This is a genomic window from Streptomyces sp. NBC_01463, assembly GCA_036227345.1.
Classification (GTDB): Bacteria; Actinomycetota; Actinomycetes; order Streptomycetales; family Streptomycetaceae; genus Streptomyces.
Genome location: CP109468.1, coordinates 2,869,648 through 2,886,505, shown reverse-complemented (window position 1 = coordinate 2,886,505; position 16,858 = coordinate 2,869,648). Strand labels below are relative to the sequence as shown.

At 70.6% G+C, this 16,858-nt stretch carries 11 protein-coding genes, 1 tRNA gene and 1 riboswitch; of the genes, 10 read left to right on the top strand and 2 right to left on the bottom strand.

Annotated elements, in window-relative coordinates; genetic code table 11:
• Window positions 1–231 precede the first annotated feature (231 nt).
• Window positions 232–1,758: a hypothetical protein gene (locus OG521_12495; protein WUW21562.1), complete on the bottom strand. Its 1,527-nt coding sequence runs from the start codon at window positions 1,756–1,758 to the stop codon at window positions 232–234.
• A gap of 452 nt (window positions 1,759–2,210) precedes the next feature.
• Window positions 2,211–2,338: riboswitch (ZMP/ZTP riboswitch) on the top strand.
• A 138-nt stretch (window positions 2,339–2,476) separates the two neighbouring features.
• Here OG521_12495 and OG521_12490 point away from each other — a divergent pair.
• Both OG521_12490 and OG521_12485 read left to right on the top strand, forming a co-directional pair.
• The gene (locus OG521_12490; protein WUW26657.1) at window positions 2,477–3,721 is read left to right on the top strand and encodes a serine hydroxymethyltransferase; all 1,245 of its coding nucleotides are present in this window, start codon (window positions 2,477–2,479) and stop codon (window positions 3,719–3,721) included.
• Window positions 3,722–4,160: 439 nt separating this feature from the next.
• Window positions 4,161–5,678 carry an HNH endonuclease gene (locus OG521_12485; GenBank protein WUW21561.1) on the top strand — a complete coding sequence of 506 codons (1,518 nt, stop codon included), beginning with the start codon at window positions 4,161–4,163 and terminating at the stop codon, window positions 5,676–5,678.
• A gap of 152 nt (window positions 5,679–5,830) precedes the next feature.
• On the opposite strand, the gene OG521_12480 is transcribed toward OG521_12485, so the two are convergent.
• Window positions 5,831–5,902: transfer RNA gene (locus OG521_12480), tRNA-Arg, on the bottom strand.
• 228 nt (window positions 5,903–6,130) lie between these two features.
• Here OG521_12480 and OG521_12475 point away from each other — a divergent pair.
• The 8 genes from OG521_12475 (at window position 6,131) to OG521_12440 (ending at window position 16,847) form a co-directional block, all read left to right on the top strand.
• Window positions 6,131–6,544 (top strand): response regulator, encoded by a 414-nt coding sequence (locus OG521_12475; GenBank protein ID WUW21560.1) that lies wholly within the window; start codon window positions 6,131–6,133, stop codon window positions 6,542–6,544.
• A gap of 55 nt (window positions 6,545–6,599) precedes the next feature.
• Window positions 6,600–7,700, top strand: a complete 1,101-nt coding sequence (locus tag OG521_12470; protein WUW21559.1) for a DALR anticodon-binding domain-containing protein — start codon at window positions 6,600–6,602, stop codon at window positions 7,698–7,700.
• Window positions 7,701–7,726: 26 nt separating this feature from the next.
• Window positions 7,727–9,118, top strand: a complete 1,392-nt coding sequence (gene lysA, locus OG521_12465) for a diaminopimelate decarboxylase (GenBank protein WUW21558.1) — start codon at window positions 7,727–7,729, stop codon at window positions 9,116–9,118.
• Between the two features lie 125 nt (window positions 9,119–9,243).
• Window positions 9,244–10,545: a homoserine dehydrogenase gene (locus OG521_12460; GenBank protein ID WUW21557.1), complete on the top strand. Its 1,302-nt coding sequence runs from the start codon at window positions 9,244–9,246 to the stop codon at window positions 10,543–10,545.
• Window positions 10,546–10,551: 6 nt separating this feature from the next.
• Window positions 10,552–11,622, top strand: a complete 1,071-nt coding sequence (gene thrC, locus OG521_12455) for a threonine synthase (GenBank protein ID WUW21556.1) — start codon at window positions 10,552–10,554, stop codon at window positions 11,620–11,622.
• A gap of 426 nt (window positions 11,623–12,048) precedes the next feature.
• Window positions 12,049–12,966: a homoserine kinase gene (gene thrB / locus OG521_12450; protein WUW21555.1), complete on the top strand. Its 918-nt coding sequence runs from the start codon at window positions 12,049–12,051 to the stop codon at window positions 12,964–12,966.
• Window positions 12,967–13,353: 387 nt separating this feature from the next.
• Window positions 13,354–15,411, top strand: a complete 2,058-nt coding sequence (rho, locus tag OG521_12445; protein WUW21554.1) for a transcription termination factor Rho — start codon at window positions 13,354–13,356, stop codon at window positions 15,409–15,411.
• 335 nt (window positions 15,412–15,746) lie between these two features.
• Entirely contained in the window at window positions 15,747–16,847 is a 1,101-nt protein-coding gene (locus tag OG521_12440; GenBank protein WUW21553.1) for an LCP family protein, read from the top strand.
• The last annotated feature ends 11 nt before the right edge of the window (window positions 16,848–16,858 follow it).

Here is a 16,858-nt window from a genome sequence, read left to right as displayed (position 1 = left end):
GCGCGGCTGATTCTCAACGTAACCCCCTGCGATGTGGGTCTCGCGTGTGGAGCATGTGCCGGATGATGTGCACATGTAATGCGCCACTCTGGCGAGGATCACCTCATGCATGGGGCATGCATTCGCCAAGAATCGGCCAAGGGCAGCCGCGTCGGCGTCAGTTGTCACCGAACCGCCGAAGATCCGCCTCCTTGCCCGCTACCTCCTCTATCTCCGTATGCGTCTGGCCGGTCACCTGAAGGAGACCGTGTCCGTCAGGCCGCCGCCGAAGGACGTCGACGTGGTCACGTAGGTGCAGCCGGTGTACCGGTAGCCGGGCTGGATCCTCGATCCGTCCGCGTAGCTGCTGACGAGGGCACCGGAACCTCCCGCGTCCACCCGGTGCTTGTACAGGAAGTGGTACTCGCCCGCGGGAAGCCGGAGCGTCGCGTGCGGGTAGTTCTTCCCCGTGTCCTTGCAGGCCCTCAGCGCACCGGACGACCATGTGTACGGCGTGCAGCTTCCGCAGCCTCCGATGGTCACCCGGCCCGTGACCGGCCCGGTGTACAGCACCTCCACCCCGTCCGGGGCGTCATTGGAGAGGACGAGCTCCATCCGGGCGCCGCCGGGCGTGCCCGTCGGAGGGAGCCGGCTGCCGGCCGCCGCCCGGGTGTCGGCTATCTCCGCGGCGATGGCGATGTCCCGCGCCCGCGCACGGCGTCCGTCCTTTCCGTAGGTGTCGGCGAACCCGGTCAGCGTCTTGCGGGCCTCCCCGAACCGCTTCTCCTTGAACTCGTCGAGCCCGCAGGCGTAGACACCGTCCCTGATCCCGCCGTCGGCCTGCGCGGCCAGCTTCGCGACCGCCTTGTCCGGCAATGACGCCGTCGCCGCGCGGAGCCCTCGCAGCTTCTCCGTGGCCGCGCAGGGACTGCCGCTGTCGCCCACCGCCGTCTTCTGCGCCGCTATCTCCTTCGAGACAGCGGGCCCGACCCGTCCGGCCTGCGGGGAGCCCGGGAACGTCCGCAGCAGATCGCCGAGCGCTCCGCCGTTCACCCCCGCCGCTCCGTCGTGCAACTGCGTGACCCCGCACGCGTACATCGATTCGGCCAGCGGCTCGTCGGGATACCGGACCAGGGCGCCGAGCAGCGCGGGATCGATCGCCTCGGGCACCGTCCGCAGATAGGTCAGCGGCTCGATGGCCTCGCAGTGCTTCTTCTGCCGGTACGGAGCCGCTATGGCCTTGTAGTACGCGTCCAGCCGCGCGGGCACGAGCTTTCCGGCCCGGGACCCGGCATGGTCCTCACCCAGCTCGCGGTAGACGGCGAGCGCCGAACGGTAGTCCTCCCGGGCCGCACCGAAGGCCTTGCCCGATGCGGCCTCGACCGTCCGGCCGCCCTCCTCCAGCCGGTCGAGGAGCATCCGCTCGACCGCCTCGTCCTGCGCGGAGCCGTACCAGACAGCACTGCCGGCGGGGACGGCCAGCAGCGCCAGGCCCGCAACCGCAGCCACCACCGGCCGCCACGACCCGCCCACCGCCGTGCGCCTCGCCGTCCACGCCCCGTCGGCCGCGGCGAGGGCCAGGACGAGGAGATAGCCGGTGACCAGGCCCCCGGACACTCCGCCGGGATCGGCGGGCAGCGCCGCGAACAGCAGCCAGCCCGTGGCGACCCAGCACAGAAGGGCCCGGAACCACCGCCCCAGCAGGACATAACCGAGCCCGAGACCACTGAGGTTGAGCAGGGCGGCAGCCACCGCACGCAGCGCCGCACCCGGCAGCACCTGCCCCGGTCCCCGCGCGGACCCCGGACCGCCCGGCGGCAACGGCGGACCCGGCGGTGGCGGTGGCTGTCCGGGTGGTGGCGGTGCCTGTCCGGCTGGTGGTGACGGTGGTTGGACCGGCCTGGCCGGCAACCCGTCCGGCCACACCGACGGTCCCTCGCGCCCCTGCGAATCCCCCCGCTGCTGATCCGGCGGCAGCCGATCCCACGGCTGCTGGTCCGGTGACTGCTGATTCCGCGGCCGCTGATTCCACGACCGCTGACCCTGATCCCCCGACTCCACACGGTCCCCCAACCGTCGAGCCACATTTCTGTCCCGGTGAATCTGCCCGTATCCCACCCCGCCCACTCGCCCGTGAAGGGGGATCAATCAGGACGGATGTTGACGCCCCAGCCACTTTGCCTGTCGGAGAGGGATGTCTACGGCCGCTGGGCACCGCCGCCCGGTAGGCTGCGGACTGCCGCGACTGGCGCGCGTCCCCCGCAGGGGGTGCTCAGTGGAATCGACCACGAGGGAGCGGCACACCCCGGGCCTGCCCGGGGGCATCATCGCCGGAGAGCCGTCCGCCTGGGCATCCGGGTCCACGCCGCAGCAATGCGACCGACCCGGGAGGATCCCCGTGACCACATCCGTACCTTCGCCTTCTTCCGTACCTTCACCCTCCGCGTCCCCCGCGTCCCCCGCGTCCCCCGCGTCCTCGCGCCCCCGCCACCCCGCGCTGGCGGCCGCCGATCCGGAACTCGCCGCGCTGGTGGCCGCCGAGGAGCAGCTCCAGGCCGACACCCTCCGCCTGATCCCCAGCGAGAACTACGTCTCCGCCGCCGTGCTCCAGGCATCCGGCACCGTCCTCCAGAACAAGTACTCCGAGGGCTACCCGGGCAAGCGGTACTACGAGGGCCAGCAGATCATCGACCAGGTCGAGACGCTCACCGTCGAACGGGCCAAGGCGCTCTTCGGCATGGAGCACGCCAATGTGCAGCCCTACTCGGGCTCCCCGGCCAACCTCGCCGTCTACCTGGCCTTCCTCAAGCCCGGCGACACCGTGCTGGGCATGTCGCTCCCCATGGGCGGCCACCTCACCCACGGGTGGGGTGTCTCCGCCACCGGGACCTGGTTCAACGGGGTCCAGTACGGGGTGCGGCGCGACACCGGACGCGTCGACCTGGACGAGGTGCGGGACCTGGCCCTCGCCGAGCGGCCCAAGCTGATCTTCTGCGGCGGCACGGCCGTCCCCCGCGAGATCGACTTCGCGGGGTTCGCCGAGATCGCCCGCGAGGTGGGCGCGGTCCTCGTCGCGGACATCGCCCACATCGCGGGCCTGATCGCCGGCGGCGCCCACCCCTCGCCCGCCCCGCACGTGGACGTCGTCTCCACCACCACCCACAAGACACTCCGCGGCCCGCGCGGCGCGATGCTGCTCAGCCGGGCCGAACACGCCCGCGCCCTCGACCGCGCCGTCTTCCCCGGCCTCCAGGGCGGCCCGCACAACCAGACCACCGCGGCCATCGGCGTGGCGCTGAACGAAGCCGCCACACCGGAGTTCCGCGGCTACGCACACGACGTGGTGACCAACGCCCGCACCCTGGGCGAGGAGCTGGCGGCCCGCGGCTTCGACCTCGTCTCCGGCGGCACCGACAACCACCTGCTGCTCATCGACCTCACCGGCAAGGACGTCCCCGGCAAGACGGCGGCCAAGGCGCTGGACCGGGCCGGCATCGTCGTGAACTACAACACCGTTCCGTACGACCCCCGCAAGCCGTTCGACCCCTCGGGCATCCGGATCGGGACCCCCGCCCTGACGTCACGGGGCATCCCCGCATCGGAGATGGCCGCGGTCGCGGGGTGGATCGACCGCGTGGTCGGGGCGGCCCGCACCGGCGACGAAGCCGTGGTGACCGCGGTCCGCGCCGAGGTGAAGGACCTGATGGACGGCTATCCGGCACCGGGGCTGCCGGTCGCCTGATGGTGAAGACCGTCCGCACGGCCTGGACTTGCGCCCCCAAGGGGCCGTCAGGACGGGCGCATTCCGCGGACGTGACCGGAGTTCGCGGTGAATGTGAAGTTCGACCAGGCACGCCACGGATCGTTGTCCGGAAGCTCCGAGCGGATGGCTTCGAGGCCACGACGCTCATGCGGGAACTCGGAATCCGTGACCGTTTCCCAGCGGCCTTCCTTCATGCGACGTCCCCGCCGTGCTTCATTCCCATGTGCCCGATTTGGCCAGTCTCTGTGCAGTCAACATAACGGCTGGCACCAGCGTGCCAGTCTGCGTGGACATAGCGGCTGCGATGGTGACGCGTGTCCTCCGAACGCCGAAGGTCGGGTGCCGCCGCCGGTGCGGAAGTCCTGGCACGCATGCGGCTGTAGACGTCTTGTCAGTGGCTTTAGTTAACCTGTCAATCATGAAGATGGAGAGCGGGGGGCAGACCCCCTACACGGGGGCTGAAGAGGCAGAGGGCGGGCGCGTCATGGAGGCTCCGGCAGGGGTTCAGTGGGTGCTCCAGCCGAGGGGCACGGCGCGCGTCCGGGGGCCGCAGCACTTCAGGCACTCCGTGCGCGAGGGCGTCCGCCTCGCACAGTACGAGCACGTTCTCGGCGCGGATGCCCAAGCGTTGCGGAATCTCTTCCCGACGGGTGTGGCACGGCTCTGGGGATCGACGCCCCCCGTGCGTGAAAAGTCCGAGAAAGTGACCGCGCTGGAGGGACGCCGGGCCGGCGACGAGGTGCTCTTCTACGCAGCCAAGAAATTCGTCGCCAAAGCGAGGATCCTCGGACTCTTCCACAACCAGCCGCTCGCCAAGGCCGTCTGGGGTGTGGACGACAAGGAGAAGACTTGGGAACACATCATGGCTCTGGGCGACATCGTGGAGCTCGATGTGCCGGCGGAACCCATTCTCAGAGGGCTTGACGTGCCCGTGCCGTTGCGCTCGCTGACGCTGGTGGGTGCTGAAGGACGGCGACGATTCCTGGGCATGGTCGACGCCTCGGCCCCCTCAGGAGGCGGCTTCCCGAGGCCTGGCATCGCCTTTCCGCGTCAAGGGGCGAAGCTGGGAAGGGATGACGTTTTCCGGGCGCTCTCCGGCTTGAGGACCCACATGAGGGGGCACCGCCCCTCGCGTCACAAACCCATCACCCTCCTGTGGGCCATCGGCCGTCTGGCTGCGGAACGGGACCGCATGGTGGGGTGGGAGACCTTCAGGGATGAGGTCGGACCCCTGCTGAAGGACTTCGGTCTCCCGGATTCAAACGTCACGCCCGAGTACCCCTTCTGCCGCCTGCGCAGCAGCGGCCTGTGGGACGTCGAGGGGATCGAGGGCCCGGACGCCACGCCGTCCCAGCTGACAGCGGTGCGCGCGGCCGCTGGATTCAACAGCGACGCGGCAAAGGTGCTTCGCCGCTCACTGGCCCGTGCCGACGCCATCGGCCTACTCTGTTCCACGTATCTCGGCGACGTCGACCGCGAGGAACTCCTGGAACGGGTGGGCCTTGCCGGGTATGCGACGGCCAGTGGGAAGCTCCCCGACAGCGGGGGCGGTAATGACCCAGTGCCCCGCCGTTCGGTCACCTCGTCACGACCCGACCGGGATCAGCAGCTCGTCGAAGACATCAAGGTGATGTACGGGCACGAATGCCAGGTGTGCGGGGCTCGCGTGGAGACGAGGTATAGCCACTACAGCGAGGCTGCGCACATCAGAGGCATCGGTGGGCCCCATAACGGTCCCGACGAGCTGTCCAACTTGTTGTGCCTCTGCCCCAACCACCACGTCGAATTCGACAGGCTCGCCATCTACATCGACGAGGACTGGGCGGTGAGACGGAACTCGACCGGTGACTTCGCCTACCAGCTCAAGAGGCAGGCCGACCATGAGATCAAGCCGGAACACCTCCGCTACCACCGCGGACTGTGCGGTCGGATCTGACGCAGAACCTGCTGAGTGTGGAAGCCGGAGAGAGCGCACCTCGCCGGCCTGTCACACGGGGCAGCGTTTGTGGCGGAGTGCGGCCACAAACGCCAAGACCCCGCTTCAGCATTTACGCTGATCGCGGGGTCTGTCAGGCACTTCCTGCGAAGTGCCCCCGGCAGGATTCGAACCTGCGCACCCGGCTCCGGAGGCCGATGCTCTATCCCCTGAGCTACGGGGGCGTATCGCTGTGTTGCTCTGCGACGGGTGAAACACTACCAGCTTCCGCCCGGTGCCCGTGAACAGGTATTTCCGCGCCGCCCGCCGGGGCGGCGGCGACGCCGTCCAGCTGCTCGTACACACATCCGGCCACGCGTCGCGCCATCCGTCCGGGGGCGGAAGTGGGCAAAACCCGGACGCAGCCCCTCCGCCCCGCCTACTCTCGAAGGGTGTCAGGGGCGTGCGGCCGCGTGCTTGTTGTCGACGACAACAAGGTCATCCGGCAGTTGATCAGGGTCAATCTCGAGCTTGAGGGCTTCGAGGTCGTGACCGCGGCCGATGGTGTCGAGTGTCTGGATCTGGTGCATCGGGTCCGTCCCGACGTGATCACACTCGATGTCGTCATGCCCCGGCTGGACGGGCTGCAGACGGCCACCCGGCTGCGCTCCGATCCACGGACCAAGCATCTGCCCCTGGCGGTCATCAGCGCCTGCACGCCGTACGAGGTGGACAACGGCGTGGCGGCCGGCGTCGACGCGTTCCTGGCGAAGCCCTTCGAGCCCAGCGAGCTGGTGCGGCTCGTCCGGCAGTTGATGGAGTGCGGGCGGCCGTCGGTGCTCGACGGGCGGCAGGGGGCCGGGCGGGCGGAGAGTGCCGCCGGCTGACCGGATGGCGAAACGCGTTCGCGAAAGGCCCCCCTCCCTCGCCTACGCTTGTCCCGTGACCCCCGCCGATCTCTCCGCGACCGTGCTGCACGCCGTGCGCCGCGCCGTGGACGAGCACGTCCTGCGCGCGCCCGTGCCCGCGCGCGTGCGAGTGGAGAGGACCCGGCCCGGCGGCCGCGGCGACTACGCCAGCGCCGTCGCCCTTCAGCTGGCCGGACCCGCCGCACTGACCGCGCGGGAAGTGGCCGAGATCCTCCGGGACCGGGTGGCCGGTGAGCCCGGGATCGGGCGGGTCGAGATCACCGGCCCCGGATTCCTGAACTTCACCCTCGACGCCACCGCCGACGTGCACGGCGCGCTGGTGGCCCGGGTGCGCGCACAGGGCCTGCGGTACGGGCACGGCGACGCCCGCGCCGGGGAACCGGTGCGATTGCGCCACGCCCGTGAGGTCCGGGCCGCCGTCACCGCTCATGCGGTGGGGGCGCTCGTACGGTCACAGGGTGCGCTCGTGCACGTCGCCTGTGACGAGGCGCCCGATCCGGACTGGGTGCGGCTGGGCATCAGCTACGAGGCCGGGGCACCGTCCGCCAAGGAGATCGCCGAGGCCGCCGGGATACGGCCCGTCCCCGCCGGCGCCACCGCCGGTGAGCTGCTCGGCCGGTTCGGTCCCGACGCGACGCGCTGGGGGCTGCTCCGCCCCGCCGGCCACGACCGCGCCCCCCTCGGGGACGGCCTCCTCGTCCAGGGCGAGGACAACCCGCTGTTCCTTGTCCGCTACGCACACGCCCGTACCCACGCGCTCACCCGCGGCGCGGCGCTCCTCGGCTTCACGAGCGCGCCCGGCGAGGAGACCGCCGAAACCAGCGCTGCCGAAACCCCCGGCGCCGAGGCGCTCGCGCTTCTCGCTCTCCTCGCCGACCACCCCGCCGTGCTCGCCGCCGCCGCACACCACCGTGCCCCCGACCGGCTGGCCCGGCACCTCGAAGCGGTCGCGCAGGCGTTCTTCGACTTCCACGACGCCGCGTCCCCGCTCCCCGTCGGGGACGAGAAACCCTCGGCCGCCCACCGCACCCGGCTCGCCCTTGCCGAAGCGACCGGGACGGTGCTGGCAGGCGGCCTGTCCCTGCTCGGCATCGACGCGCCCCCATACCTCTGAGAGACCCGAGAGAGCAGAGCAACACGATGAGCCGATCCGCACACCCCGCCGGGCCCCGTCACGCCGACGTCATGTCGGAGGGCCACTACTCCGCCCCCGCCGAGGACCTCAACGTCCTCGACGAGAAGGTCTGGTCCCGCACCGTCACCCGCGACGAGCACGGCGCCCTGACCGTCGGCGGTATCGAAGTGGCCCGGCTGGCCGAGGAGTTCGGCACCCCGGCCTACTTCCTCGACGAGGCCGACTTCCGGGCCCGCTGCCGCGCCTGGGCCGACGCGTTCGGCCCCGGTGCCGACGTCTTCTACGCGGGCAAGGCCTTCCTCTCCCGCGCGGTCGTGCGCTGGCTCCAGGAGGAGGGGCTCAACCTCGACGTCTGCTCCGGCGGTGAGCTGACCACCGCCCTGGACGCCGGGATGCCCGCCGAGCGCATCGCCTTCCACGGCAACAACAAGACGGTCGACGAGATCGAGCGGGCCATCACCGCCGGTGTCGGCCGGATCGTCCTCGACTCCTTCCAGGAGATCGTCCGCGTCGCCCACATCGCGCAGCGGCTCGGCCGGCGCCAGCCCGTGCAGATCCGGGTGACCGTCGGCGTCGAGGCCCACACCCACGAGTTCATCGCCACCGCGCACGAGGACCAGAAGTTCGGCATCGCGCTGGCCGGCGGACAGGCCGCCGAAGCCGTTCGCCGGGCGCTCACCCTCGACGGGCTCGAGCTCATCGGCATCCACTCGCACATCGGCTCGCAGATCTTCGACATGGCCGGCTTCGAGGTCTCCGCCCGGCGCGTGGTGCAGCTGCTGGCCGAGGTGCGCGACGAGCACGGCATCGAGCTGCCCGAGATCGACCTCGGCGGCGGCCTCGGCATCGCGTACACCTCCGACGACGACCCGCGCGAGCCGTACGAGATCGCCAAGGCGCTCGGCGACATCGTGACCCGCGAGTGCGAGGGCGCCGGACTGGCCACCCCGCGGATCTCCGTCGAGCCGGGCCGCGCCATCGTCGGACCGACCGCCTTCACGCTGTACGAGGTCGGCACCATCAAGCCCCTGGAGGGGCTGCGCACCTACGTCAGCGTCGACGGCGGCATGTCGGACAACATCCGCACCGCGCTGTACGACGCCGAGTACAGCGTCGCGCTCGTCTCGCGCACCTCGGACGCCGAACCGATGCTCGTCCGGGTCGTCGGCAAGCACTGCGAGAGCGGCGACATCGTGGTCAAGGACGCGTTCCTGCCGTCCGACCTGGCCCCCGGCGACCTGATCGCCGTCCCCGCCACCGGCGCGTACTGCCGCTCCATGGCGAGCAACTACAACCACGCCCTGCGACCGCCCGTCGTCGCCGTGCGTGACGGCCGGGCGAAGGTCATCGTCCGGCGCGAGACGGAGGAAGATCTCCTGCGTCTCGACGTCGGCTGATGACTTATTTCCGGGGGGACACCCCCGGACTCCCGTAAACATCTCAGGATCCGGACGGGTGACAGAATCGCCCGTCCGGTGAGTGAGACTGGTTCACACATCAGATGTAAAGGAAACGAGGTCGGATGATGCGTACGCGTCCGCTGAAGGTGGCGCTGCTGGGCTGTGGAGTGGTCGGCTCAGAGGTGGCCCGCATCATGACGACGCACGCCGACGACCTCGCCGCGCGCATCGGCGCACCGGTGGAGCTCGCCGGAGTCGCCGTGCGCCGGCCCTCCAAAGTGCGTGAGGGCATCGACCCCGCACTGGTCACCACCGATGCGACCGCCCTGGTCAAACGGGGCGACATCGACGTCGTCATCGAGGTCATCGGCGGCATCGAGCCCGCCCGCACCCTGATCACCACCGCCTTCGAGCACGGCGCGAGCGTCGTCTCCGCCAACAAGGCGCTGCTCGCCGAGGACGGCGCGGCCCTGCACGCCGCCGCCGAGCAGCACGGCCGGGACCTCTACTACGAGGCCGCCGTCGCCGGCGCCATCCCGCTCGTCCGGCCGCTGCGCGAGTCCCTCGCGGGCGACAAGGTCAACCGGGTCCTCGGCATCGTCAACGGCACCACGAACTTCATCCTCGACAAGATGGACACGAGCGGCGCCGGTTACTCCGAGGCGCTCGACGAGGCCACCGCCCTCGGCTACGCGGAGGCCGACCCGACCGCCGACGTCGAGGGCTTCGACGCCGCCGCCAAGGCCGCCATCCTCGCCGGAATCGCCTTCCACACCCGGGTGAGGATCGGCGACGTGCACCGCGAGGGCATCACCGAGGTCACCGCCGCCGACATCGCCTCCGCCCGCCGCATGGGCTGCACCGTCAAGCTCCTCGCCATCTGCGAGCGCGCCGCCGACGGGCAGTCGGTCACGGCCCGCGTGCACCCCGCGATGATCCCGCTCAGCCACCCGCTGGCCTCCGTCCGCGAGGCGTACAACGCGGTGTTCGTCGAGGCCGAGGCCGCCGGGCAGCTGATGTTCTACGGCCCCGGCGCCGGTGGCGCACCGACCGCTTCCGCGGTCCTCGGCGACCTCGTCGCGGTCTGCCGCAACAAACTCAACGAGGCCCCCGGCCCCGGTGAGTCCGCGTACACGCGTCTGCCGGTGAGCCCCATGGGCGACGTCGTCACGCGGTACCACATCAGCCTCGACGTGGCCGACAAGCCTGGCGTACTCGCCCAGGTCGCGACGGTCTTCGCCGAACAGGGCGTATCGATCGATACGGTCCGCCAGCAAGGCCGACAGGACGCACGCGGCGAGGCTTCGCTCGTCGTCGTCACCCACCGCGCGCCCGACGCAGCCCTTTCCGGGACCGTCGAGGCGCTGCGCAAGCTCGACACCGTGCGCGGTGTCGCCAGCATCATGCGTGTTGAAGGGGAGTAAGGACCCATGACCACCAAGGGCACCCACCAGTGGCGCGGCATCATCGAGGAGTACCGGGACCGTCTGCCGGTCACGAGCACAACGCCTGTCGTCACGCTCCGTGAGGGCGGTACGCCGCTCGTACCCGCTCAGGTCCTCTCCGAGCGCACGGGCTGCGAGGTGCACCTCAAGGTCGAGGGCGCCAACCCCACCGGGTCCTTCAAGGACCGCGGCATGACGATGGCCATCACCCGGGCCAAGGAGGAGGGCGCGCAGGCCGTCATCTGCGCCTCCACCGGCAACACCTCCGCCTCCGCCGCCGCGTACGCGGTGCGGGCCGGAATGGTCTGTGCCGTGCTCGTGCCGCAGGGCAAGATCGCGCTCGGCAAGATGGGCCAGGCGCTCGTCCACGGCGCCAAGATCCTCCAGGTCGACGGCAACTTCGACGACTGTCTGACGCTGGCCCGCTCGCTCTCGGACAACTACCCGGTGGCGCTGGTCAATTCGGTCAACCCGGTCCGCATCGAGGGCCAGAAGACCGCCGCCTTCGAGATCGTCGACGCGCTCGGCGACGCCCCGGACATCCACGTCCTCCCGGTCGGCAACGCGGGCAACATCACCGCGTACTGGAAGGGGTACACGGAGTACGCGGTCGACGGCCTGTCCACGCACAAGCCGCGGATGTGGGGCTTCCAGGCCTCCGGCTCCGCCCCCATCGTGCGCGGCGAGATCGTCAAGGACCCCTCGACGATCGCCACCGCCATCCGGATCGGCAACCCGGCCTCCTGGCAGTTCGCGCTCAACGCGCGCGACGAGTCGGGCGGCTTCATCGACGAGGTGACGGACCGGCAGATCCTGTCCGCCTACCGCCTGTTGGCCTCCCAGGAGGGCGTCTTCGTGGAGCCCGCGTCGGCCGCGTCCGTCGCCGGTCTGCTCAAGGCCGCCGAAGAGGGCAAGGTCGACCGCGGCCAGCGGATCGTCTGCACGGTCACGGGCAACGGCCTCAAGGACCCGGACTGGGCCGTCGCCGGCGCCCCCCAGCCGGTCACCGTCCCGGTCGACGCGGTCGCCGCCGCGGAGAAGCTGGGCCTCGCGTAGCGACACCCGCCGCAGCGCGGCCGCGCCCCCGGACCGGACCACCGTCCCCGGGCGCGGCCGCGGACGGTTCGTCGGAAAGAGCTCAAACGCCCCTTTTCGGGGCGGAGAGCGCATCGGAGGCGTGCGACACGCATCGTGCGCCTCCTGTGCGCCCTATGTCGGAGGAGAACCTTCCTTCGATAAGCTGTACCCAACCCGCCCCGCCTCATATGCCGGGGTGTCAGGGTCGTTGCGGCCGTCGGCTCATTCCCGGGGTCAGGCAATACCCGCCGCCGCAATCACCCCGAAGAATCCCCAAGAATCCCCAAACGACCGCAGACCCCCGGAAACCGCAGTCCCAGCAGAACCCGAAGAGCCGCACAGAGCCCCGAATACCTCGCAGCTCCTCGAATTCCCCGCCGCCTCACAAGGAGAGTCGTCAGAGCGATGGCCGGTCCCGCCTTCCGAGCCGCCGCCGTCCGGGTGCGCGTCCCCGCAACCAGTGCCAACCTGGGCCCGGGTTTCGACGCCCTCGGCCTGTCGCTGGGCCTGTACGACGACGTCGTCGTCCGCGTCGCCGACTCCGGACTGCACATCGACATCGCCGGCGAGGGCGCGGACACGCTGCCCCGCGACGAGAGCCACCTGCTCGTACGCTCCCTGCGCACGGCCTTCGACCTGCTCGGCGGACAGCCCCGCGGCCTGGAGATCGTCTGCGCCAACCGCATCCCGCACGGGCGCGGCCTCGGCTCCTCCTCCGCCGCCATCTGCGCCGGCATCGTCGCCGCCCGCGCCGTGACGACCGGCGGTGACGCCCGCCTCGACGACGCGGCCCTGCTGGAACTCGCCACCGAGATCGAGGGGCACCCGGACAATGTCGCGGCCTGTCTCCTCGGCGGATTCACACTCGCCTGGATGGACGGCGGATCTGCCCGCGCCATCAGGATGGATCCCTCGGATTCCATCGTTCCGGTGGTTTTCGTCCCCGGCAAGCCGGTACTCACCGAAACGGCGCGCGGACTGCTGCCGCGCAGCGTCCCGCACGTCGACGCGGCCTTCAACGCCGGCCGCGCCGCGCTGCTCGTCGAGGCCCTGACCAGGCGCCCCGAACTGCTGCTCACGGCCACCGAGGACCGGCTCCACCAGGAATACCGCGCCCCGGCGATGCCGCAGAGCGTGGAACTCGTGAACCGGCTGCGCGCCGACGGCGTCCCCGCGGTCATCTCCGGTGCCGGTCCGACCGTGCTGGCACTGGCCGAGGCGGGTGCGGCCGACAAGGTCGCACGCCTGGCGGGCGAGGGCTGGGCGGCCAACCGGCTCACTCTCGACGCCCAGGGCGCGAGTGTGCTGCCGCTCGCCCCTTAGGCGAGAAGTGATTGCCGGTGAATGAGAGGGGGAATGTTTGTTGGAGCCGGTAGTGTTAACCTCAAGTCTGCAACCGACGTCTATGTGGCGCGTTGCTTCGTGTCCCTTTCCGGGACCACCATTTCTTCCGGGAGCCTCCCCAACTGCCTGAGCAGCCTGCCTGAGCAGTTGCGAGCACGCTCCGGAACCGGCACGACACCCCTCGCTTGTCCAGGAGTGGGCCGAGCAGGGGGATGCTCGCGCCGGGCCCATGCACACGTTCATCTCTCCGCCGTACCTACCCGGCGGACCACCGCCCCGGCACGGTCCGCACCGAAGACCGCAGTCGGACAGCACAACCGGTCGCCGAGCCAGAAGGCCGACGTCCGCTCCAGGGAAGGACCCTTCGTGAGCGACACCACCGATCTGATGGGCGTGACTGCCGACAAGAGCGTCGACAGCGCCGCGCCCGCCGAAGGTGCTGCCACTGGCACCACCGCACGGCGCCGCCGCTCCGGCACCGGCCTTGACGGCATGGTCCTGGCCGAGCTGCAGCAGGTCGCGTCCGGCCTCGGCATCAAGGGCACTGCGCGGATGCGCAAGAGCCAGCTGATCGAGGTCATCAAGGAGGCCCAGGCCGGCTCCTCCGCCCCCAAGGCCAAGGCCGCCGCGGCCCCCGCCGAAGAGGCGGAGACCAAGCCGAAGCGCCGGGCCACCTCCAAGGCGCGCACCGGCGCCGGGGACGACACCCCGGCCGCCGCTCCCGCCGAGAAGGCCGCGGCCCAGCAGCAGATCGACATCCCCGGTCAGCCGGCCAGCGACGAGCCGCCCACGGGCGAGCGCCGTCGCCGCCGTGCGACCGCGCAGGCGGGCAGCCCGGACACCAAGGCGGACACCAAGGCGCAGGCCAAGGACCGCTCGCAGGACGAGCCGAAGCACGAGGCCGCTGCCGAGGACCGTTCCGAGTCCAAGGCCGAAGCCGCCGCGGACAACGCCGAGGGCCGTCGTGGCGACCGTCAGGACCGCGGACAGCGGGGCGAGCGCGGTGACCGCCGCGAGCGTCAGCGCGACCGCCGCGGCAAGGGCGACGAGCAGGGCGGTGGCCAGGGCGGCCAGCGCCAGCGCCAGGGCGGTCAGGGCGGTGGCCAGGGTGGCCAGAACCAGGGCAACCAGGGCAACCAGGGGCAGCAGGGCGGCGGCGGACCGCAGGACGACGGCTTCGACGACGAGGGCGGTCGCCGTGGCCGCCGCGGCCGCTACCGCGACCGCCGTGGCCGTCGCGGGCGTGACGACTTCGCGAGCGACGCACCGCCGGTCACCGACGACGACGTCCTGATCCCCGTCGCGGGCATCCTGGACATCCTCGACAACTACGCGTTCATCCGGACCTCCGGCTACCTGCCGGGCCCGAACGACGTGTACGTCTCGCTCGCCCAGGTCCGCAAGAACGGCCTGCGCAAGGGTGACCACGTCACCGGCGCGGTGCGCCAGCCCAAGGACGGCGAGCGCCGCGAGAAGTTCAACGCGCTGGTCCGCCTCGACTCGGTCAACGGCATGGCGCCCGAAACCGGCCGCGGCCGCCCGGAGTTCCAGAAGCTGACGCCGCTCTACCCGCAGGACCGGCTCCGCCTGGAGACCGACTCCAACGTCCTGACGACGCGGATCATCGACCTGGTCGCCCCCATCGGCAAGGGCCAGCGAGGCCTGATCGTGGCCCCGCCGAAGACCGGTAAGACCATGATCCTGCAGGCGATCGCCAACGCGATCACGGTCAACAGCCCCGAGTGCCACCTGATGGTCGTCCTGGTCGACGAGCGTCCGGAAGAGGTCACCGACATGCAGCGGTCGGTGAAGGGCGAGGTCATCTCCTCGACCTTCGACCGTCCCGCCGAGGACCACACCACCGTCGCCGAGCTGGCCATCGAGCGCGCCAAGCGTCTCGTCGAGCTGGGTCACGACGTGGTCGTCCTGCTGGACTCGATCACCCGTCTGGGACGCGCGTACAACCTCGCCGCCCCGGCCTCCGGCCGCATCCTGTCCGGTGGTGTCGACTCGACCGCGCTCTACCCGCCGAAGCGCTTCTTCGGTGCGGCGCGCAACATCGAGGACGGCGGCTCGCTGACCATCCTGGCCACCGCGCTCGTCGAGACCGGCTCGCGCATGGACGAGGTGATCTTCGAGGAGTTCAAGGGCACCGGCAACATGGAGCTCAAGCTCGACCGCAAGCTCTCCGACAAGCGCATCTTCCCCGCGGTGGACGTCGACGCGTCCAGCACCCGTAAGGAAGAAATCCTGCTCGGCAGCGACGAGTTGGCGATTACCTGGAAGCTGCGCCGGGTGCTCCACGCACTCGACCAGCAGCAGGCGATCGAGCTCCTCCTGGACCGGATGAAGAAGACCCAGTCCAACGCGGAGTTCCTGCTCCAGATCCAGAAGACGACACCGGCCCCGGGCAACAACGACTAGTCGAAGCCCCCGCAGCCGTACCCAGGGCCGCCCCCGCCACTTCGGTGCCGGGGGCGGCCCTGTGCCGTTGCCGGTCCGAGACCTTCGCCACACGGGCGGCGGGCCGTGCGACGCCGGCCGGTTGCCTGTATCCGGCAAGAAACCGCAGGTGAGCGCCGGATCACCGGCTGTTCCCGCACCCCGCGCACCGGCCCGCCGCTTACCCGGAGGCCACGGGTCCCTGTGCAACCCTTCTTGTCGCCGCCGCGTCGTAACCCAAGAGCGACACAGCGGCACTCAGACCCGCACACCACAGCAGGGGGTAGCCGGGAGCAGCCGAGGAACGAGGGAGACGGATGACCGAGCAGAGCGGGAGCGCCAGCCGAATACGGGCCACCGGCAAGCGCCGGAGGAAGCCGTCCGGTCGCCGCAGGGCGACCGTCATAGCCGCCTGGAGCCTGGCCGGCGTGGTCGTCGTGGGCGGAGCGGGGCTCGGCTACGCGTACGTCCACCTCAACGGCAATCTCAAGGCCGTCGACATCAACAACGCGCTGGGCAAGGACCGCCCCGACAACGTCGACAACGGCTCCGAGGACATCCTCGTCCTCGGCTCCGACTCCCGTTCCGGTGCCAACTCCCAGTACGGCGAGGACCAGGGCGGCGCGCGCTCCGACACCGCGATGGTCGTGCACGTCAACAAGGGCCACAAGACGGCGAGCGTCGTCTCCATCCCGCGCGACACCCTCGTCACCCGGCCCGAGTGCACGGGCGACGAGAGCGGACAGCCCGTCGCCGGGGAGCAGCGCGCGATGTTCAACACCGCGTACGAGGTCGGCGGACCGGCCTGCGCGGTCAAGACCGTCGAGTCGATGTCGGGGATCCGGATGGACCACTACATCGAGGTCGACTTCACCGGGTTCAAGAAGCTGGTCGACAAGCTCGGCGGTGTCGAGATCACCACCAAGCAGGCGATCAACGACCCCAAGAGCCATCTGAACCTCGAACCCGGCACCCACACACTGAACGGCGAGCAGTCGCTCGGCCTGGTCCGTACCCGCAAGAGCGTCGGCGACGGCAGCGACCTCGGCCGCATCCAGCTCCAGCAGGCCTTCATCAAGGCGCTGATGGAACAGGCCAAGAGCGTGGGCATCCTGAACGGCACCAAGCTCTACGGCATCGCGGACACCGCGACCAAGGCCATCACCACCGACTCCGACCTCGGCTCGGTCAAGGAGCTCGCGTCCTTCGCGAGCGGGCTCAAGGGGCTCGGCTCGAACGACGTCCACATGGTGACCCTGCCCGTCGAGTACGACCCGGCCGACCCGAACCGTGTCATTCCGCAGGAGAAGGCCGGCAAGCAGGTGTGGACGGCGCTCCTGAACGACCGGCCGATCCCCGCCTCCGCCACCGAGAAGTCGGCGGGCGACAAGGGCGACGCGGGCCAGATCGTCCAGTGATCCCGGACCGG